Below are 19,438 nucleotides of genomic sequence, written 5' to 3' on the forward strand. Positions count from 1 at the left end.
AATAATACTTGCTTTGCCTATTGTACGATGTTTGAGGAAAGGTATTTTTATAACTTGAATCATTCTGTCTAAATGTTCTCAAGAAAGTTGATGAGCGAGTCTTTGCCAAGCGGCTAACCGTTTTCCCATGAGACAAATAACACAATCAATCCCAATAAGACGAACTCCTCGAACAATAAAGGCAAAAACTGTCGTCTTAAGATGGCTATCTCCCACTAAACCACAAGCCGCCACAGGGGTTCCGTAAGCCATACCACTAAGCAACGATGCCAAAGTTTGACCGCCCACCGTATCAACCGCCCCGCCCCACCGTTCTGATTCTCAAGAATATGCTTTTTTTATGAGAAAAAGTGTTATTTTATATAGTTTTTACCAAAATCATCAACGACCAATAAATATATTTCATAAGAAATATTGACAAAACTACTTATTTAATATAGAGAAAATGAAGAAGTAACAAAAAAAGTTAGGTTAGAGGTTGGGCATTATCTAAATTTAGGAGACAAAAAGATGATAGTCTAATATAAATAAGATGATTATCCTTGTTCGGTTAGGGAATGCTTATTACCTTCTCTAAGCGGAAATTTCACTAGCCTACGAGTTAATAAGACTATTAGACAATTGACGAAGTAGACTGAAATTTGAGGATAGATTGTATACAAAAGTTAACAAAGCCTCTCAGGAGGTACGAAACGTTTTAATCTAGATTCTGACTGATTTTTAAATCATCTGCTTTGATAAGATGTCAAGGGTGCATGGGGTAAACGAAGGGAAAACCAGAACAACCCCTTTCCCCGAGGCGAGGATACATGAATCAATTTGTCAATGGGAGATAACTGAAATCCAATGAGTGTTAAGGCAAGTGGTGGAAGCTCGTTAGCACGACCCCAACTGTACCAGACTGTCCCAGTCTCTGCCATTACCCAAGCAGAACAACAAGATCGCTTTCTGGCCAAGGCAGAACTCAATGAGTTGGTCGCCTACTTCCGTTCTGGAAACAAACGGATAGAAATCGCACAGACGTTAACGAATAACTCTGACCTGATCGTCTCCCGTGCAGCTAATCGGATCTTCACGGGAGGATCGCCCATGTCATATTTAGAAAAACCCGTAGAAGCCCCCAGTCCCCAATTAGCTGCGGTAGCTGCGGGTACAGTACAGCAAAGAGATTTAGGAACCGTTACTTACGTTGAAAGTAGTGGTAGTAGCGGTAGCGGATTGTTCGGCGGTTTGCGCTCTATCTTTACCTCCAGTGGACCGATTCCACCGGGTTTTCGTCCGATTAACGTTTCGCGCTACGGTCCAAGCAATATGCAAAAGTCTCTGCGAGACTTGTCTTGGTTCCTACGCTATGTAACTTATGCGATCGTAGCCGGTGACCCCAATATCCTAGTGGTTAATACCCGAGGACTGCGGGAAGTGATTGAGAATGCTTGTTCTACTGATGCGACTCTCGTGGCCCTTCAGGAAATGCGAGCTTCTTCAATAGACTATTTCCGCCGCGATGAAGAAGCTAAAGGAATTGTGGCTCAATATTTCGAGATCCTCATCAACGAATTTAAAGCCCCAACTCCGGCTAATAAACTTCGTCAACGTCCTTCGGCCGATCAGCAAGGGTTAGAACTGCCTCAAAGTTATTACAATGCGGCAGAAAAACGGCAAAAATTTGTGATGAAGCCGGGACTTTCTGAGTCTGAAAAAGGCGCAGTCATTAAGGCGGCTTACCGGCAAATTTTTGAGCGCGATATTACCCGCGCCTACAGCCAATCAATTTCTTACCTAGAATCTCAGGTCAGAAATGGCGACATTTCTATGAAAGAATTTGTCCGTCGTTTGGCTAAATCTCCTCTGTATCGCCAACAATTTTTTGAACCCTTCATTAACAGTCGCGCCCTAGAATTGGCTTTCCGTCATATCCTAGGCCGGGGTCCGAGTTCTCGTGAAGAAGTTCAAAACTATTTCTCCATCGTCTCTACAGGGGGACTAGCCGCTTTAGTTGATGCTTTAGTGGATTCTCAGGAGTATGCCGATTACTTTGGAGAAGAAACCGTTCCCTATCTGCGAGGACTCGGACTAGAAGCTCAAGAGTGTCGTAACTGGGGAATGCAGCAAGACCTGTTTAACTACAGCGCTCCTTTCCGCAAAGTGCCTCAGTTTATTACCACTTTTGCGAAATACAATCGACCCTTACCCGATCAGCACGTTTATGGGGCTGGTAATGATCCGCTAGAAATCCAATTCGGCGCGATCTTCCCGAAAGAAACCCGTAATCCTAGCTCGAGTCCGGCACCCTTTGGTAAAGATACCCGCCGGATTTTAATTCACCGTGGCCCTGGAATTAACAACCAAGTGGGTAACCCGGGTGCAAGAGCGGAGTTCCCCGGTTCTCTTGGTCCTAAAGTGTTCCGCTTAAATAATGAACTGCCCGGTAGCAGCAATGGGGTAAGCGTTAAATTTGGCGAAAGTTCCACTCAAGCTGTGATTTTAGCCGCTTACCGTCAGGTATTTGGACGACTGCCCTATGAAGGTCAACGTCTATCCGTGCCTGAAATTAAGCTAGAAAACGGAGACATTACCGTTCGGGAGTTTATTAAGATTCTGGCTAAATCAGAAGCTTTCCGCAAGCTCTACTGGACTCCTTATTATGTGGTTAAAGCCATCGAGTATATTCATCGTCGTCTGTTAGGTCGTCCGACTTATGGTCGTCAAGAGATGAACCAATACTTTGATATTTGCGCTAAGAAGGGTTTCTATGCTCTGATTGATGCGATTATCGACTCTCCTGAATATAGCGAAGCTTTTGGGGAAGATACCATTCCCTATGAGCGCTATGTGACTCCTGGGGGGCTACAATTACGGACACGTCCAGGCAATTTAGGCGAAGAAATCGGCCGTCGTGTGGATAAGGAAGTTACCCCACGCTTTGTGGAATTGGGACAAGTAACCCAAATTCGTACTGAACCTGAAATTAAGTTCCGCATTAATCAAGGGGTTAACGTTATACGCGCCCAAAGCAAGGTGTTTAAACTGATCTCTAATCTCGATAAAGTGGCAGTTAAAAACACTATTAGTGCGGCTTACCGTCAAATCTTTGAACGTGACCTCGATCCGTATATTGTTCAAGCAGAATTTACCGCTCTTGAAAGTAAACTCAGCAACGCAGAAATTACCGTTAAAGAGTTTATTGAAGGTTTAGGTCGTTCTGATCTTTACATTAAGGAGTTTTATGCTCCCTATCCCAATACTAAAGTGATTGAGTTAGGTACCAAGCACTTCTTAGGCCGCGCACCCCTCAATCAAAAAGAAATTCAGAAGTACAACCAAATTCTGGCTTCAGAGGGTATCCGTGCCTTTATTGGGGCGATGGTTAACAGTATGGAGTATCTCCAAGTGTTCGGCGAAGATACCGTTCCTTATCGTCGCTTCCCCACCCTGCCGGCGGCTAACTTCCCCAATACCGAGAAGTTATATAACAAGCTGACTAAGCAGGACAATGAGATAGTTGTTCCTAGCTTTAAACCAGTGGTTAAAGTTGGCGGCTAACTCTCTCAATCTGATCACCAATTTTTAGGGATTAAACAGTAGAGGCGCGATCGCTCCGCGTCTCTATTTTCCTGTTATTGTAAACCCCACCGAAGTGCGGCGAGGTCTTCATCAAATTCAAATCAACATTACAGGTCTGGATCAATTCCTAATTCTCGTAATTTAGCCGCTAATTGTTCGGCCCGTTGTTCGGCAAGTTCGGCGCGTCGCCGCTCTTGTTCGACTTGTTGTTCAGCGAGTTCGGCACGTTGTCGCTGTTGCTCTAAAGCTTCCCTAAGTTCATCAGGAATGAGTAACTTTTCACCGTTATCTTCTCGGTAAAAAGCTAATAATTTTCCTTCTACTTTCAAGGTTAAACCTAACGGTTCACTGCGATATTCATTTATTAGCTGATATTCTTCGCCCTCTAAACGATAACCTTGTAATTTATGGGCGATCCATTCACCTTTAGGATCAAATAACCAATATTCTTTAACCCCTAACTGTTCATAAAGAGTCTTTTTAAAAACTTTATCCTGTTCTTGAGTGCTAGAGGAAGTCATCTCAAAAATGACGCTCGGAACTTGTTGTTCTTGCCAAATTTTATAATTATCTCTGCCACCGGGTTCAACATCAAAAATAACCATCACATCAGGAGCAACTCTTAAAGCTGGAAACCCTTGGGAGTAATATAAAAATTGATCAGCTAAAACTGTTGCTCGACGATCTTTGAAATAACCTTTCAGCATTTCTAACGTCGTTAAAATAGCATAGAGATGATCATAAGTTTCTGCCAACGGTTCACCATCCTCACTCGGATAAAAAATGTCTGTATCTTGGGGAGTGGAAAAAATAGCTGTCATCGTTGAACCACCACTCAGTAATCGTTGATTTTTTTATTATAAGCGATCGCTTCTTGAATAGAACCTGCGTACTAAAATGACCCCAATTCTGAACGGGAATGTTAAAAAGTATTAAGAAAATACAACGAAAGTGAACGCAATGCCAGAGAATAATTGGGTCAGGTTGCTAGTGATCAACCGTCTGAATGCCCAAAAACTCACTATACATAATTCAGGCATTTTGTCAAGAATTAAGGGGTGAAAAAAAGTTTGGGAAGAAGACATCAATTAGCGACCATTTTGGTTTAAGATGTCAGCTTAACTACATCTAATTTCTTAATTACTCTAACTAATCTCACTGATTTGGGAGGAATCCATAAATGAGTATCGTCACGAAAGCAATCGTGAATGCAGATGCTGAAGCCCGTTATTTAGGCCCTGGCGAACTTGAAAGAATCAAGTCATTTATCGGCAGTGGTGCAGCCCGTCTTCGTATCGCTGAAACCTTAACTGGCGCTCGTGAAACCATCATCAAGCAAGCTGGTGATCGCCTTTTCCAAAAGCGTCCTGATATCGTTTCTCCTGGTGGAAATGCTTACGGCGAAGAAATGACCGCTACCTGTCTTCGTGACATGGATTACTACCTCCGTCTCATTACTTACGGTGTAGTTGCTGGCGATGTAACCCCGATTGAAGAAATTGGGTTAGTTGGTGTTCGGGAAATGTACAAGTCTCTCGGTACTGACATCGGCGCAGTTGCTCAAAGCGTTCGTGAAATGAAAGAAGTAGCTCTCGGACTAATCGCGTCTCAAGATGCTGGTGAAGCAGCTTCTTACTTCGATTATGTTATCGGGGCACTGCAATAGAAGACCTATTGGCTCCCTAGTTGGACAATAGTTATTATTCGCATTTCATTCTTAAGTAAGTTTAAGACTAGGCAAGATTCAGGAAACACAATCATGCAAGACGCAATTACATCTGTAATCAATTCCGCCGACGTTCAAGGAAAGTACCTTGATGGGTCTGCTATCGACAAGCTCAAGAGCTATTTCAACACTGGCGAACTGAGAGTTCGTGCCGCTAGCGTTATTAGCGCTAATGCTGCCACCATCGTTAAGGAAGCTGTTGCTAAATCCTTACTGTACTCTGATGTCACCCGTCCCGGTGGCAATATGTACACCACCCGTCGTTATGCCGCTTGCATCCGCGACTTAGACTACTATCTCCGCTATGCTACCTATGCTATGTTAGCTGGCGATCCTTCCATCTTAGATGAGCGCGTTCTCAACGGACTCAAAGAAACCTACAATTCTTTAGGCGTTCCTATTTCTTCTACCGTTCAAGCTATCCAAGCTATCAAAGAAGTAACCGCTAGTTTAGTCGGTGCTGATGCTGGTAAAGAAATGGGTGTATACCTTGACTACATTTGCTCTGGCTTAAGCTAGAACAGCTAGTATGGGCAACTGAGTAATCGTTGTCTGATAGAGGTTCGGGAAGTCGAGGGTGAGTGCTAGCTCTTTAAAGGCTGATTCTGCTAATTAATCGGTTTTGACGATCTAGTATTGACTCGTGACTCCCGACTTTTGCTATAAGAAAGTCGCTCCAAGATTTTGATTGAGATTAAAAATTTTTGCCAGACTCAGGAGAAATTAAGCCATGCGGATGTTCAAAATAACCGCTTGTGTACCTAGCCAAACTCGTATTCGGACACAACGCGAATTGCAAAATACATACTTTACTAAGTTAGTACCCTATGATAACTGGTTCCGCGAACAGCAGCGAATCATGAAAATGGGCGGTAAGATTGTCAAAGTTCAGTTGGCTACCGGTAAGCCCGGAACCAATACAGGTTTACTGTAACTGGTCTAATTCACCAATGGGTGATCAAAGGGAGGTCAAGAGGTTGACCTCTTTTTGCTGTCGAAGTCAGGGTGCAAACTGCTTCGCAGCACCCAAAAAATAGTTAACAAAATAAAGATTAATTATGCTGAGTTATCAATTCTCTTCTAAGTCTTTGTGCTTAAGTTTTCGTAAATAATTTTTGCTAGTGTGACACATCGTCCGTAGACTGATAGTCCATAAAGCGTAGAAAATTGGCTCATGGATGAATCGAGAAGAAATATTCTTCGTGCTTTGGGTAGCCAAGTTAAGCGGCATCGGACAAAGTTAGGGCTTTCACAAGAAGAGCTTGGATTTCGTTCAAATTTGGATCGAACTTATATATCAGGAGTAGAGAGAGGAGTACGTAATCCTTCTTTTACAGCCCTTGTCAGTCTGGCTAGTGGATTAGGTCTTACCCTGTCGGAACTTCTCGATAATCTTGAAGTCGAAGCAAGAAACATAAAGTGAGTAACCAAAATTTAAGACAAGATTTAATACAAGAAATCAAGTCTAAAATCAAAAAAGAATCAACTCAATCTAAAGTGTTTGATTTATTATCAGATCAACAATGGCATTGCCGTAGCTGTGAAGGCAAGATGATAGCGTCTGAACAATATGCAGGAGGAGGCGGAATACAAGGTTTACAGCGAGGAACTCAAAATCGTCCTGGTTTAGTTATTGAAACTAAAAAACTCAATTGTCAGCAATGTAATAAAATCACTAATTGGGATCGATGGACTGGAGAAATTAAAGAGTCAAACACGGCTGCAAATATTCCAACAACCTTAAAAAAAAGAATTTTTGAAATTTATTCATATACTGATGTAATTGAACAAAGAAAACGCCCTGCTCATGAATTAGTTATTGATCATCGATTTCCAATGGAACGATGGGGAAATGCTGAAGAAAAACATCAGGTAACAATGAGTGAAGAAGCAATTAGAAAAAAGTTTCAATTATTAAAAAAAGATTCATCTGGTAATCACAATCTTTTAAAATCAAGAAGCTGTGAGCGATGTATTGACACTGGCAAAAGAGGTACACCTTTAGGAATTAGATTTTGGTATGCAGGAGATGAGGATTGGACTTCTCCTCATCAGCGTGGGGTTGAGGCTGAACAGGGTTGTATAGGATGTGGTTGGTATGACTTTGAGGCTTGGCGAAATGCCCTGAATGACAAAATTGCTAACCTTAAATTGAATGATTAACCCTCATTATATTGGCATTTTTCAGGAAATTTTATTTAAATAAGGAATCAGTGCCTTTCCTATACATTCTGCTAAACGCGGTGGTACAGCATTACCAATTTGCCACATAGCTTTTTTCATAGTCCCTTCAAAAATAAAAGAATCTGGAAAGGTTTGTAATCTTGCCATTTCTCGTGCTGAAATTACACGATTAAGATAAGGATGAATATGTGTTCCTCCATGATTTTCCTTAATTGTCATACTAGGCTTGCCTAAATACTGACGCTTAAAAGCATCAGCATAGCTTTTATAGAGTGATCCACCAGGAGGAACCTGAGCAATTCGCTTCATATATTCAGAAGAATGCCGAGTCCATTCATGATTGATTTCTGGAATAGATTTATATTCTGGAAGGTCAGAAATTGCTGATTCTATAGAGAGATATTGTTCAGGTAATAATTGAGGTTCAGGATAAGGATTAGGCATTTTCAATCGATTAGCAATAAAAATAGCTCGTGGGCGAATTTGCGGCACACCGTAAGCCGCCGATTCAAGAATAGCAACAGAAATAGCTTCATAACCAATCGCTTTAAACTCTTCAAAGATAGCTTCTTTTACAGCACCTTTATTCATAGTTAGAATTCCGGGTACATTTTCCATAACGATGTACCAAGGACGTATTTCTGAGACAACTCTTATAAATTCGTAGAACAAAAAATTTCTAGGATCATTAGGATTACGTTGTCCTGCCACAGAAAAACCTTGACAAGGAGGGCCACCAACTACTAAATGAATTTCAGGAGAGCCAATTTGATTAAGCCAATTTATAGGCAAAAATTCGGCAATATCTCCGCAAAAATGGTGACATTGAGGAAAATTTTTGACATAGGTTGCCGATGCAATAGGATTAATTTCTAGGCTGGCTATAGGTTTCAATCCTGCCTGAACAAAACCTTGTGTTATCCCACCTGCACCGGCAAAGAGATCGACAAATGTATAGTTAAATGATGTCTCAGGCTGTTCTTTAACTTTAACAAAAATTTTATAATGATCGTCGTGGTTTTGCTCTAATTGACGTTTAAGACGCTCATAACGCCCTAATTTAGGCTTTTTATCGTATTTATGAAGAATATGGTCTTCTTGTTCAGTAAATAAGGATAGTTGTAAGGCTTTCACGTTGACTATTAAATCTGTTCTTGTTCGCATTGTGACACATCGTCAACATTATATCAACTAGCGGGAATACTGAGAAGCCAACAAATTTTTTAGTAAAATAAAAAAACAACCCCCTTTCTCTAAAAAAGGAGGTTAGGGGTTAGATAAACAAGAAGTTCAGTTCCCCAGTCGAGCTTAGAAATTCTCACCCTTAGTGAGCCAATAAAGCCTTAGTTTGAGACTCACCCGCTAAACGTAACTGTCGAGTCATTTGGAAACTTAACACTGTAATGGTCAACCATTGTCCCAACAGCGAGAATAAAATAGATGTGGCTGTAGCATATTCAGTTGCAACCGTTGGTAAAACCGAAAATAACCAAGGCCAAGCCATTTTTGTCGGTTCAATTCCCAAAAATCCCAAGCCAACTATAGGCAGAACAATTAAAGTCCCCAACATAGCCGCCGCCGCTATAAAGCGCTTCGAGGACTTCATTAGTAGCATTCGTTGAGCCACTAGGGCGTAAATTAATATCATACTTAACCCTAACCATAACCCGGCAAGAGTGGGTAATGTCTTGTCCTCAAGAGGAGATAAAAGGATAACAGGGGTTAGATAAAGCGCAACAATACAGACATTAAGATCGATCGCTGCAAGAGAAGGACTTTTATCGCCAAAAATTAAATCCTTAGCCAAACTCCGCTTATTACTTCCCATTTGATGACGATAACGGGCCCAATCTTGCAAAGCTTGACGATGAGGACTTAAGGCCCCAATCAGTAATAAGAAAAAGGCCGTCAGGAAAATTTGTAAAGCCACAAAACTATCAAATAGTCTGTAACTCTCGGTAGTTTGCAGAACAAATCCCACAAGAATCACCACATAACTACCCGTAATCCAATAACTTTGGGACTTACTCAATACAGTGGCTAAAGGATTGTGAAAACGGCGTTTTAAAGCTTGAGTAATCCAATAAGTCCACCATGCCATATTGAGGAGCATAAAACCTATGCCACTGGTCGCTTTATTCCATAAAGGTAGCCCATACCAAAGTAAATCATTTAAATGTTCTAGGTTGAAATAACCAACCGTGTGAGGAGGTAAAAAAGTCGAGTTAACCAGATAAGCTAGGATAGTACCTGGATAAAACAAGGCTAACCAATCAAACGGGGAATCACTTAAAAAGCTGTTAGACATTACCATTCCTGTCATCAACGACAGAAATAACAAAACTGTTCCACTACCCAACCAAGCTTGAAAACCTCCTAATGCCCCACTAATTAAGCCAAATAATAACGCCGCATTGTAGAATAGAACACAACTGGCAATCAGAACGCCATAAAAACCGAGAATGAGACTTAAGGGGATATGAGCCGATAATCCGGCTAACAAATGAAAAGGCATCGCTAGAAGTGCTACCCCATAAAGTAAAATTGGCACACCAAGCACTTTACCAATAAAGATATTTTTAGCCGTTTGAGGACTGAGGCGAATAAAATTAAGAGTACCTCGTTGTTCTTCTCGGGATAAATCCGAGATCAGCATATAAGTCCCCACCACCAACATCACCAAAATTCCCACCACACTTAAAAAAGTAAAAACATCTAGCCACCACAACTCCTTCATAATCATCGGATTACCGAATAAATCTTTGACACAGAATCCCAAAGTATCGTAATAGGTATAGTCACGAGAAGGAGAAGTGCCAGTACAATAACGATTATATTCAGACCTCAATGTCGGTAGCAGACTGCTATAGTACAAATATACGAATAGTTGGCCCAAAATAGAGATAGCCGCAGCGATGGCAATGGGACGAGGTTTGAGTCGTCCTTTAATTTCTCGGAACAGTTGAGGGTTCGACTCACCGAGCCTATCTATTAATTGTGACATCATAATCCTTTTTCCTCCTAGGCGAGAGTGGAGTGATCAAATAGTCTGTTATTTATGACCAGCTACGAGTACAAGTGGTTCATTGTTGGGTTCGCTATTCTATGATTAGCTCTAGGATAACTAATGAGTTGAATAATCAGCCAACCGTAGGAAGGGCGGGTAAAACTGACTAATTTATCAGTTTAGAATCACCAAGAAAGTGGCTTAACCCGTTTGTAGAGTGCAGAGTCAAAATTTAAGTGAACATTTGTTTTTATTCCTCATCAATGCTTGCTCGTGATTTAAGATACTTGTTTATGTCCTAGTTTTAAGAATATAGTCTCTAAATCTTCTTGAGTACAGTGAAAGTCTGTCAGGGGAATTTTAGCCATAACCAATGAGCGTAATAACTCTGCACATTCTTCTGCACTCCCAGAAAAATTAACGCGAACAGTTTTTTTATCTTGAAGAACTTCCCACCCTTGAACCAATAAATTATTTTTTAATTCGGCTTCTAAAACTTCTAAGTTTCCTAAAGTAGAAATAATAATCTGTTGGCGAGATAGACGTTGATATAACTCTTTAAGAGAACAACTTTCTACTAAACATCCTAGTTCCATAATGCCCACAGACGTACATAATTCTGCCAAGTCACTCAAAACATGAGAAGAAATTACAATGGTCATTCCTGCCGCTTGTAGGATTTTGATAATTTCCCGAAATTGCATTCTGGCGATGGGATCTAAACCTGAAACCGGTTCATCTAATAGCAGTAAGATCGGTTCATGTATAATGGTTCGGGCTAAACTAAGACGTTGTTTCATCCCTCGAGAGAGGGTAGCAATAGAACTATCCCGTTTACTGGTTAGTTGCACTAATTCTAAAACTTCATGGAGACGACGACGACGGTGAGATTGCTTGAGTCGGTAGAGACGCGCAAAATAATCTAAATAATCCCAAACCGTTAAATCATCATACAAGGGGAAATCATCAGGAAGGTATCCTAAGCGTTGTTTAAGACGAGGGTTACTCTGATCGCGCAACAATAGTTCACCATTGATATAAATCTCTCCTGTTGTGGGTTCGCAAGCGGCGGCTAACATTCGCAGTAAAGTCGTTTTCCCTGCACCATTGGGTCCTATCAGTCCGTAAACTTCCCCGGTTTCGACTTGTAACTCTACGTTATTAACGGCAAGATTTCGCTCAAATTGTTTAGTCAGTCCATAAGTAGCAAGTGCTAGTTCTTTCGTCATCATAGACAATCATCTGTCATAGCGATCCTGTTGTCTAGCTTAACCCGCCTCATTCTAGTTGTCAGGATTTGATATTCACCTGATTAATTGCCACAGCTAAAATTAATGGGCATTAGACATCTTTATTAATGGTCTATGCCCTGATTCAGTTTTATTGTTAATTTTTGAGCAAAAACTTTGATTTACTTAGCAGGCGGCAAAATAACCTTATTAATCACATGAATAACACCATTGCTGGCTTGAATGTCAGGCTGAATTACAGTTGCATCGTTGACTTGAACTTTTTTTCCTAGCTTAATCATTACTGGACTACCTTCGACTGTTTCCACTGTACCGGCTTTGAGTTCCGAAGAGGTGACTTTTCCAGGTACGACATGATAAGTCAAAATTGCCACTAATTTCGCTTTGTTTTCGGGCTTGAGTAAGTTGTCTACTGTGCCTTTAGGAAGGGCAGCAAAAGCTTGATCCGTAGGAGCAAAAACCGTAAAAGGACCTTCTTGACTTAAAGTTCCCTCTAATCCCGCCGCTTTTAAAGCCGCCGTCAGAGTTTTAAAAGAACCTGCTGCGGTAGCTACTTCGACGATGTTACCTCTAGACGTTTGGGCAATCTTTATCGCAGATGGGCGACTATTGGCTGGGGTCGGGAACGAGTTCCCGACTAAATCTTGATCGGCTGTGGCGGGAGAGGCTAACCCTATTCCTATTGCTGTCAAACTAACTATCGTGACTAAAGGGGCAAAATTAGAGACTTTAAACATAGTTTTATTATGGGTCAATGAGTTTGAGCGGTTAATAAAACTTAATATAACGCAAAAAAAAGGAACAAATTGTTCCTTACCGGCAAGGATTTTTTCACTGGCCGCAGCGATTGATTAATATCTATAGAAACACTGCTCCCTCTAAGCGGCTTAACCGAGTTAGCCTAATCACAAGCCACTTTGCCCCTAAGATTGGCGTTAAAAATAAAAACTCGAATCTATTCGTTATCGCCACCTATGCTAATGCCTGTATTATAAATTTGAGCATTCTTTAAATTTAATCCTTCCATCAACGCCCCTGTAACATCAGCATCGTAGAGCATAGCGTTGGTAAAATTTACATCCTTTAAGTTAGAATTATTCAAACTGGCATTAGTTACCATCGCGCCAGTTAAATCGGCTCCTTGAAGATTAGCTCCGGTTAAATCGGCTCCTTCTAAATTAGCTTCTACCAAATTGGCCCCGCTTAAATTAGCATTACGCAAATCAGCCCCAATTAAATGAGCCGCACTCAAATTAGCTCCCCTGAGATCGCAGCCGATACATTCATTGGTTTCTAATAACCGTTTGACCTGAGCCGCATTTTCAGCTTTAGCTGGACTGCTTAATACAATAGGAGCTATAATAGCTAAAGTCGCTACGACTAAACGTTTCATATTCTTGCCTCCGCTCACTCTTGCTCTCTTTCTCTTTTAGGATACAAACTTAATCGTTTACCCTACCTCACCCAATCGGGCTATTTGTATTTGCTTGATTGCCTCAAGACTTGCTCTGTCAAAAAGCCGACAGGGGATCTCCCTCCAGGCAGAAAAAGTCGCTTGTCACTGTTTTAAAATTCGCCAATGAGAACGAGCCAAGACAATTTTTTAAGCCCAGACTTCAGTTTTTTTTAAGTTTGAATAACAGCTAATAGTTATGTCTATTAAATGCTCTTTATGTTAGAATAAATTAGGGACAATAAAAATACGAGGAATTGGATTAAAAAAGGTTTGCTGCTTTGAAGTGGATAAAAATTTTAGTCTAATCACTCCCCGAATCTTAACAGATGATGAGAGTGCTAGGAGCTATCACTTTGATCGCAGTATTATAATTTTCAGGAAACCTTAACTATTATATACCTTAACTCAATTGGCAAGCTCGTGGTTAGTGAGCCATTAACTCTATTTTGCCCTAGAAAAAAATTGAAACATTGATTGGCTTTTTGGTCTATCCTGTCGTGAGGATTTTTGAGGCAGAAAGTCAAGAAATGCCATAAACAAACTGCTGTTTACAGCACCCTTTTTTAATAACAGATCCTTATGTAAGTAATTAAAACTTTGTATAGGGATTTGAAAAAGACACTCAAGACTGACTAAACGTCCTAGTAGAGATTGTCTTTCACGGGACATGACATAACTTTGGGAAGATGCCCCTAAGTTTTTAATCCCTATTTTGAAGGAAAGAAGCCGAAAAATGTCATTTTATGCTTCTGTCCTCCAGCGAATTTTGTTCACTTATTAGCTGAATATCTCCTACTTGAAGGAGAAAGAAAAAAACAGTATAATCAGCTACACTCAAAGCAACTGATTAAAATCAACAAATTTTTTCGCCTAATTAATGACAACAAGTTTTATGACCAAAGAATTAACACTCCCTCAACCTAGATTGTGGAGAAATCAAACCTCAATAGCAATATTATCTTTATGTATAGCGGTAGTGTGTATTTCGGTGGCCGCCATTTTCATTAAATTGTGTGAACAAGAAATTAGTCCTTATGCCACAGCATTTAATCGCTTTTGGGTAACAACTGTTATTTTAGGCTTATGGCGTGGTGTTAATGGTGGACGAACTCAAGATCTTTCCGACACCGCCGAAGAAATTTCGGAAATGGCTCTTGAAACCTGCTCAATTTCTGGTGCAGTTCTCTGGCAATTGGTGCTAGTGGGCATTTTTTTAGCGGCAGATTTATTGCTTTGGTCTTGGTCATTAACTCAGACAAGTGTGGCAAATGCGACTCTATTGGCTAATCTTACCCCATTATTTACGAGCTTAGGAATGTGGGGCATTTGGGGTAAACAGTTTGACCGTAAATTTGTTATAGGAATGATAGTCGCTTTGTTGGGGGCTATCGCTTTAGGAGTTGGGGACCTTAACGTTCATCCGAGTAAATTAACCGGTGATGTAGCCGCTATTTTAGCCGCCTTGTCATTTGCCGGTTATCTATTTGTATTAGAGAAACTGCAACTGCGTCTCCCCGCTTTAACGATTACTCGTTGGAGTTCTGCCATTGCTAGTGTAGCTCTATTACCCTTTGTTATTTTCAACCATGAGCATATTTTTCCTACTTCTTGGCAGGGATGGTTAGCGGTTATTGGACTTGCGCTCATCTGTCAAATCTTAGGGCAAGTCTGCCTAGTTCAGAGTTTAAATCGACTTTCTTGCGGATTTGTTGCCATCTTTTTGCTACTTGAACCTATTTTAGCGGCTTTTGAAGCTTGGGTGGTTTTCTCAGAAACTCTGAGTATTTTAAATTGGTTGGCTTTTGCTGTCGTCTTGTTAGGAATTTATCTAGCGCTTTGTAGTCAATCTTCTTTAAAAGATGCGAGCGAATACGCTTAAAACAGGCTGTTTAATTCATTTGGGAAAAGGAAAGGGTAAAGGAGCATTTGATTTACCCTTTTCTCTTTTTTTAAGATAGGTTTTAGTTGGAAGGATGACGGGAAAATTTCTCAAGTTTTGCTAACCACCACCAGCCGATTAAACATCCTACTAAATAATGAGGAAAATCCCACCAAGAAAAGCTAGTCCCTATTAACAAACGTCCGATGAGATAAGAACGAATTAATTCTAAAAAAGGAGGATGCCAAAGCTGTAAAAATTCTAATATACAAGTCATTATAAAAACCCCAATAGGAATTAAACTAATCGCTTTTTTATTTTCAATAAATCCGAAAATGAATAAACACCAAAAAACTTCATACCAAACAGCCGCTAAATAATTATTTATCCATTCTTGAGCAAAACCTCTATAAAACTTAAATAATAAACCTACGGCGACAACAAATATTAATGAGAAAATAATTAATATTTTTAACTTTCTCCCTCTAAACTTCATAACCGTTCTCCAGCAAAAAAATAAGCCCCTTAGTGGGGCTTGGATTTAAGTCAGTTGAAGGATAAATAGCCTTCCTTCCTGAACTATTCTTAGAGCGCGTTACCGCGAGGTAGAACTTCTTCAGGGAATACAAATTGTTCATGAGGCTGATCTTGGGGAGCCATCCAAGCTCTTAACCCTTCGTTCAGCAGAATGTTTTTAGTATAGAATGTTTCAAACTCGGGGTCTTCAGCCGCCCGTAATTCTTGTGAAACAAAGTCATAAGCCCGCAGGTTCAAGGCAATACCGATGATGCCAATGCTGGCCATCCACAAGCCGGTAACCGGCACAAACAGCATGAAGAAGTGTAACCAACGCTTGTTAGAAAAAGCAATCCCAAAGATTTGAGACCAGAAACGGTTAGCCGTAACCATTGAATAGGTTTCTTCAGCTTGGGTTGGTTCAAATGCTCTGAAGGTGTTAGCTTCGTCCCCATCTTGGAAGAGGGTATTTTCTACGGTTGCACCGTGAATCGCACAAAGCAGCGCACCACCGAGTACACCAGCAACGCCCATCATGTGGAAGGGGTTAAGGGTGAAGTTGTGGAAACCTTGTACAAACAAGATGAAACGGAAGATACCAGCTACTCCGAAACTGGGAGCGAAGAACCAGCTAGACTGTCCCAAGGGGTACATCAGGAATACTGATACGAATACCGCAATAGGCGCAGAGAAAGCAATGGCGTTGTAAGGACGAATGCCGACTAGACGGGCAATTTCAAACTGACGCAGCATGAAGCCTATCAGCGAGAAAGCACCGTGAAGGGCGACAAAGGGCCATAACCCACCAATTTGAAACCAGCGAGTCAAGTCACCTTGAGCTTCTGGACCCCAGAGGAACAGAATGGAGTGACCCATGCTGTCAGCCGGAGTTGAAACCGCTACGGTCAAGAAGTTACAGCCTTCTAAGTAGGAACTGGCTAGTCCGTGAGTATACCAAGAGGTCACAAAGGTAGTACCAGTTAACCATCCACCCAGGGCCATGTAGGCACAGGGGAACAGTAATAAACCAGACCAACCAATAAATACAAAGCGATCGCGCTTTAACCAGTCATCAACGACATCAAACACGCCTCTTTCGGCTGGGGCACGTCCGACTGCAATAGTCATAGGAATCTCCGAAATGAGTATAAGAGCAGGGTTGTTATGATTTCTCATTATCGGTCAAGTAGGCCCCTCTAACCGAGGAGTATAGCTTGAACTCAATTGTGAGAAACCGTTACGTTTCTTAATACAATCTATATTAAAGGAAACTTTTCAACTTTGCTAGTCCAATAATTAAAAAAATCTAAAAATTGCTCAGAGCCTTATCCAGAATTGCTCACAGCAGGATCGGCAATATTTAGTCGATAATGAGAAAAGAATAAATTACCAGGGAACCGCTTATGTACACGATTGACATAATTCTCAAGATGAGTCCGATCCCCGTTTCAGTACAACGTAAAGACGAAGAATCGGCCCAAGCCTTGTATCAGAGCATCACCGAAGCCATGCAAGAAGCTAACCCAAAGCTTTTAGAATTGACTTGTGACAAACAGCCAGATAAAAAAGTCGCTATTTTCAGCAATCAAATCAGTGCGGTGGTGGTTTCTCAGAAAACCGGAGCGGCAGCCGCCGGTCGTGCCCCCGGATTTTTAGCCATCGGAGAACTCTAAGAAGACTCAACAGTCAACAGTGAACAAATAGCTTACCTGTTAACTGTTAACTATTAACTTTAACCCACTAATCACTCATGACTAATGACCCATCAGCCATTCGCGCTCTTGATTTAAGCTTTAACTGGCCCAACGGAAGCTCTGTCCTAGAAGGTTGTTCTTTAGAAGTCCCTAAAGGGGAATTCTGGATGTTACTAGGAACGAATGGCAGTGGGAAATCTACCTTATTGCGGCTGCTGGCGGGGTTACTGACTCCTCAATCCGGAGAAATTCAAATCACTTCGCCAGTGGGCTTTGTCTTCCAAAATCCGGATCATCAATTAGTCATGCCCACAGTTGGGGCAGATGTCGCTTTTGGACTGGTTAAAGAAAAATTATCCTGGACATCTGTCAGACAGCGAGTCAAAGAAGCCTTAGCCGCCGTTAATTTATTAGATCTAGAAAGACGGCCCATTTATGCCCTTAGCGGCGGACAAAAACAGCGTATTGCCATTGCTGGGGCACTGGCTCGTCAATGCGAGGTACTCTTATTAGATGAACCCACCGCCTTGCTAGACCCAGACACCCAACAGGAATTAGTCATTCAGGTACAACGCTTAGTGAAAAATCGCGGCTTAACCGCCTTGTGGGTCACTCATCGATTAGATGAATTAAACTTTTGCGACGGAGCATTCTTGATAGAACAGGGAAAAGTGACCGCTCAAGGAGAACCCAGTCAAATTAAAGAAAAACTTTTGCAAGTCGTCGATAGAGAATCCTAAATATTTGTTAAAATTTGAAAATGTTAGTTTTCATTTACACCAACGTGCAAAATTTTTACCTAGAACAATGGCCGCGTCTTCCCCCCAAGCTTTACTCCTGGTTGATGGTTACAACATCATCGGCTCTTGGTCTTCTCTAAAACAGATTCACGAACAAAGAGGTCTAGAGTCAGCCCGCCGAGAATTAGTAGAAAACCTTATTAATTACACGGCTCATCAAGGATATCATACTCAAGTGGTCTTCGATGCCCAATATCAGAAGACTCCCTCAACTGAAGAACAATTTACCCCAAACCTCTCGGTTTACTATACGGCTTTTGCCCAAACAGCAGACACTTACATTGAAAAGATTTGTGCTTCTTTCTATCGTCAGTCTTTCTCTAAGTGTTCTAGAATCATTGTCGCTACCTCAGATCATGCTCAACGCCTGACAATCATCGGCTATGGCGCAGAATGGATGTCAGCGCAACGACTGGCTCATGACGTAGATTTTGTGGCTAATAAAATTAAGAAAAAGCATCGACCCCGGAAACCATCTCAGGGTCGATTTTTAGTCAATGGACTGGATGCCAAATCTCAAGAACTGCTTGCCCGATGGCGACAGGGGAATTATTGACATTTCCTGGCACGCCACTTCTCTTTATGTAGCGATTTTCCGCTCGCTTGCTGAAAAATTTGTTCGTTTTCCCTTAAAAGAAATTTACCACCAACGCAGTTGTAAATAATTTCGTGGCGGTTGATTGAGTTCTTGCTCAGTTAACCACTCTACAGGCTGATAAGTTTTAAAAACATGGTCCCACCAGTCTAGCGCTAAACCAAAATTATGATGCCACTGGTTATACTTGTGATGAACATAGTGAACCGGCATCGTCATCCAAAAACAGGCCTTGGGGTTTTCATGTTGTAACTGATGAGCATAGGCAGAAAAAGCCGCATAAGCTAAACTGCCGAGCAACCAACCAATACCCACAGGCATAGCAATCAAAAACGGGAGGCACATCATAATTATCGTACCCTTAAGATAGTCAAAAAACTCCCATAAGACACCCTGTCCTTCATTGCGACGGTGATGGTCTCGATGGCGTTTACCAAACCGAACAGAAAAGTGCATTAAGCGATGAACCCAATATTCTACCAAACTGGCGAAAATAAAAGCACTGATGAAAGAAATAATGGTGATGGAAATGGATGAGGATAACTCGGTCATAGACTAATACCTTAGCTGTTAACGCTCTAAAAAATCACAAGGATTAAAAGTGAAGATTGCTTTTATCGTCTTAATAATGACTTTATTTTGCTTTTAATCTACCTACGAGTATATTTAACACAAGCTGATGTGTTGTATCAAACTTGTCTTGCAGGAACATAGAAGAGAAGCTTAAGATCTACATCAATAACATTTTATGAGTGTGAGGAAAACTG

20 protein-coding genes are annotated in these 19,438 nt (G+C 41.2%); 10 read left to right on the plus strand and 10 right to left on the minus strand.

The genetic code is table 11. The features are described from left to right. Positions 1–78 precede the first annotated feature (78 nt). Positions 79–288, minus strand: a complete 210-nt coding sequence (locus CYAN7822_RS37980; protein ID WP_157871855.1) for a hypothetical protein — start codon at positions 286–288, stop codon at positions 79–81. Between the two features lie 558 nt (positions 289–846). Here CYAN7822_RS37980 and CYAN7822_RS26940 point away from each other — a divergent pair. Continuing rightward, positions 847–3,543, plus strand: coding sequence for a phycobilisome rod-core linker polypeptide (locus CYAN7822_RS26940; protein ID WP_013325429.1), 2,697 nt, complete (start codon positions 847–849; stop codon positions 3,541–3,543). A 128-nt stretch (positions 3,544–3,671) separates the two neighbouring features. On the opposite strand, the gene CYAN7822_RS26945 is transcribed toward CYAN7822_RS26940, so the two are convergent. Beyond that, positions 3,672–4,385: a Uma2 family endonuclease gene (locus tag CYAN7822_RS26945; protein ID WP_013325430.1), complete on the minus strand. Its 714-nt coding sequence runs from the start codon at positions 4,383–4,385 to the stop codon at positions 3,672–3,674. Positions 4,386–4,744: 359 nt separating this feature from the next. On the opposite strand from CYAN7822_RS26945, the gene CYAN7822_RS26950 reads away from it, so the two are divergent. The 5 genes from CYAN7822_RS26950 to CYAN7822_RS26970 all read left to right on the plus strand — a co-directional run bounded on the left by CYAN7822_RS26950 (position 4,745) and on the right by CYAN7822_RS26970 (position 7,453). Next, positions 4,745–5,230 carry an allophycocyanin subunit alpha gene (locus CYAN7822_RS26950; RefSeq protein ID WP_013325431.1) on the plus strand — a complete coding sequence of 162 codons (486 nt, stop codon included), beginning with the start codon at positions 4,745–4,747 and terminating at the stop codon, positions 5,228–5,230. Positions 5,231–5,323: 93 nt separating this feature from the next. After that, the gene (gene apcB / locus CYAN7822_RS26955) at positions 5,324–5,809 is read left to right on the plus strand and encodes an allophycocyanin subunit beta (RefSeq protein WP_013325432.1); all 486 of its coding nucleotides are present in this window, start codon (positions 5,324–5,326) and stop codon (positions 5,807–5,809) included. Between the two features lie 211 nt (positions 5,810–6,020). Then, the gene (locus CYAN7822_RS26960; protein ID WP_013325433.1) at positions 6,021–6,224 is read left to right on the plus strand and encodes a phycobilisome linker polypeptide; all 204 of its coding nucleotides are present in this window, start codon (positions 6,021–6,023) and stop codon (positions 6,222–6,224) included. A gap of 240 nt (positions 6,225–6,464) precedes the next feature. Then, the gene (locus tag CYAN7822_RS26965) at positions 6,465–6,713 is read left to right on the plus strand and encodes a helix-turn-helix domain-containing protein (RefSeq protein WP_013325434.1); all 249 of its coding nucleotides are present in this window, start codon (positions 6,465–6,467) and stop codon (positions 6,711–6,713) included. Then, positions 6,710–7,453, plus strand: a complete 744-nt coding sequence (locus CYAN7822_RS26970) for a restriction endonuclease (RefSeq protein ID WP_013325435.1) — start codon at positions 6,710–6,712, stop codon at positions 7,451–7,453. Before CYAN7822_RS26965 ends, CYAN7822_RS26970 begins: the two co-directional genes overlap by 4 nt. A 21-nt stretch (positions 7,454–7,474) precedes the next feature. Here CYAN7822_RS26970 and CYAN7822_RS26975 read toward each other — a convergent pair whose 3' ends face one another. The 5 genes from CYAN7822_RS26975 to CYAN7822_RS26995 all read right to left on the minus strand — a co-directional run bounded on the left by CYAN7822_RS26975 (position 7,475) and on the right by CYAN7822_RS26995 (position 13,124). Further along, a complete protein-coding gene (locus tag CYAN7822_RS26975) occupies positions 7,475–8,638 on the minus strand; it encodes a DNA cytosine methyltransferase (protein ID WP_013325436.1) in 1,164 nt (387 codons plus the stop codon). A gap of 160 nt (positions 8,639–8,798) precedes the next feature. Next, a complete protein-coding gene (locus CYAN7822_RS26980) occupies positions 8,799–10,481 on the minus strand; it encodes an ABC transporter permease (protein WP_013325437.1) in 1,683 nt (560 codons plus the stop codon). A gap of 278 nt (positions 10,482–10,759) precedes the next feature. Next, positions 10,760–11,713, minus strand: a complete 954-nt coding sequence (locus tag CYAN7822_RS26985) for an ABC transporter ATP-binding protein (RefSeq protein ID WP_013325438.1) — start codon at positions 11,711–11,713, stop codon at positions 10,760–10,762. Positions 11,714–11,892: 179 nt separating this feature from the next. Continuing rightward, complete coding sequence (locus tag CYAN7822_RS26990) at positions 11,893–12,468, minus strand: fasciclin domain-containing protein (protein ID WP_013325439.1); 576 nt, start codon at positions 12,466–12,468, stop codon at positions 11,893–11,895. Between the two features lie 218 nt (positions 12,469–12,686). Further along, positions 12,687–13,124, minus strand: coding sequence for a pentapeptide repeat-containing protein (locus CYAN7822_RS26995; protein ID WP_013325440.1), 438 nt, complete (start codon positions 13,122–13,124; stop codon positions 12,687–12,689). Between the two features lie 955 nt (positions 13,125–14,079). Here CYAN7822_RS26995 and CYAN7822_RS27005 point away from each other — a divergent pair. Beyond that, positions 14,080–15,066, plus strand: coding sequence for a DMT family transporter (locus CYAN7822_RS27005; RefSeq protein WP_013325441.1), 987 nt, complete (start codon positions 14,080–14,082; stop codon positions 15,064–15,066). Between the two features lie 82 nt (positions 15,067–15,148). Here CYAN7822_RS27005 and CYAN7822_RS27010 read toward each other — a convergent pair whose 3' ends face one another. Continuing rightward, positions 15,149–15,562 carry a ribosomal maturation YjgA family protein gene (locus tag CYAN7822_RS27010; protein ID WP_013325442.1) on the minus strand — a complete coding sequence of 138 codons (414 nt, stop codon included), beginning with the start codon at positions 15,560–15,562 and terminating at the stop codon, positions 15,149–15,151. An 89-nt stretch (positions 15,563–15,651) separates the two neighbouring features. Further along, positions 15,652–16,710 (minus strand): photosystem II D2 protein (photosystem q(a) protein), encoded by a 1,059-nt coding sequence (psbD, locus tag CYAN7822_RS27015; protein WP_013321793.1) that lies wholly within the window; start codon positions 16,708–16,710, stop codon positions 15,652–15,654. A 275-nt stretch (positions 16,711–16,985) separates the two neighbouring features. Between psbD and CYAN7822_RS27020 the strand changes: the two genes are divergently transcribed. The 3 genes from CYAN7822_RS27020 (at position 16,986) to CYAN7822_RS27030 (ending at position 18,632) form a co-directional block, all read left to right on the plus strand. After that, positions 16,986–17,255, plus strand: coding sequence for a UPF0367 protein family (locus CYAN7822_RS27020; protein ID WP_013325443.1), 270 nt, complete (start codon positions 16,986–16,988; stop codon positions 17,253–17,255). A gap of 77 nt (positions 17,256–17,332) precedes the next feature. Continuing rightward, complete coding sequence (locus CYAN7822_RS27025) at positions 17,333–18,016, plus strand: energy-coupling factor ABC transporter ATP-binding protein (protein ID WP_013325444.1); 684 nt, start codon at positions 17,333–17,335, stop codon at positions 18,014–18,016. A gap of 67 nt (positions 18,017–18,083) precedes the next feature. After that, positions 18,084–18,632 carry an NYN domain-containing protein gene (locus tag CYAN7822_RS27030; RefSeq protein WP_013325445.1) on the plus strand — a complete coding sequence of 183 codons (549 nt, stop codon included), beginning with the start codon at positions 18,084–18,086 and terminating at the stop codon, positions 18,630–18,632. 84 nt (positions 18,633–18,716) lie between these two features. On the opposite strand, the gene CYAN7822_RS27035 is transcribed toward CYAN7822_RS27030, so the two are convergent. After that, the gene (locus tag CYAN7822_RS27035) at positions 18,717–19,223 is read right to left on the minus strand and encodes a sterol desaturase family protein (RefSeq protein ID WP_013325446.1); all 507 of its coding nucleotides are present in this window, start codon (positions 19,221–19,223) and stop codon (positions 18,717–18,719) included. Positions 19,224–19,438 lie beyond the last annotated feature (215 nt).

It is taken from the genome of Gloeothece verrucosa PCC 7822 (assembly GCF_000147335.1).
Classification (GTDB): domain Bacteria; phylum Cyanobacteriota; class Cyanobacteriia; order Cyanobacteriales; family Microcystaceae; genus Gloeothece; species Gloeothece verrucosa.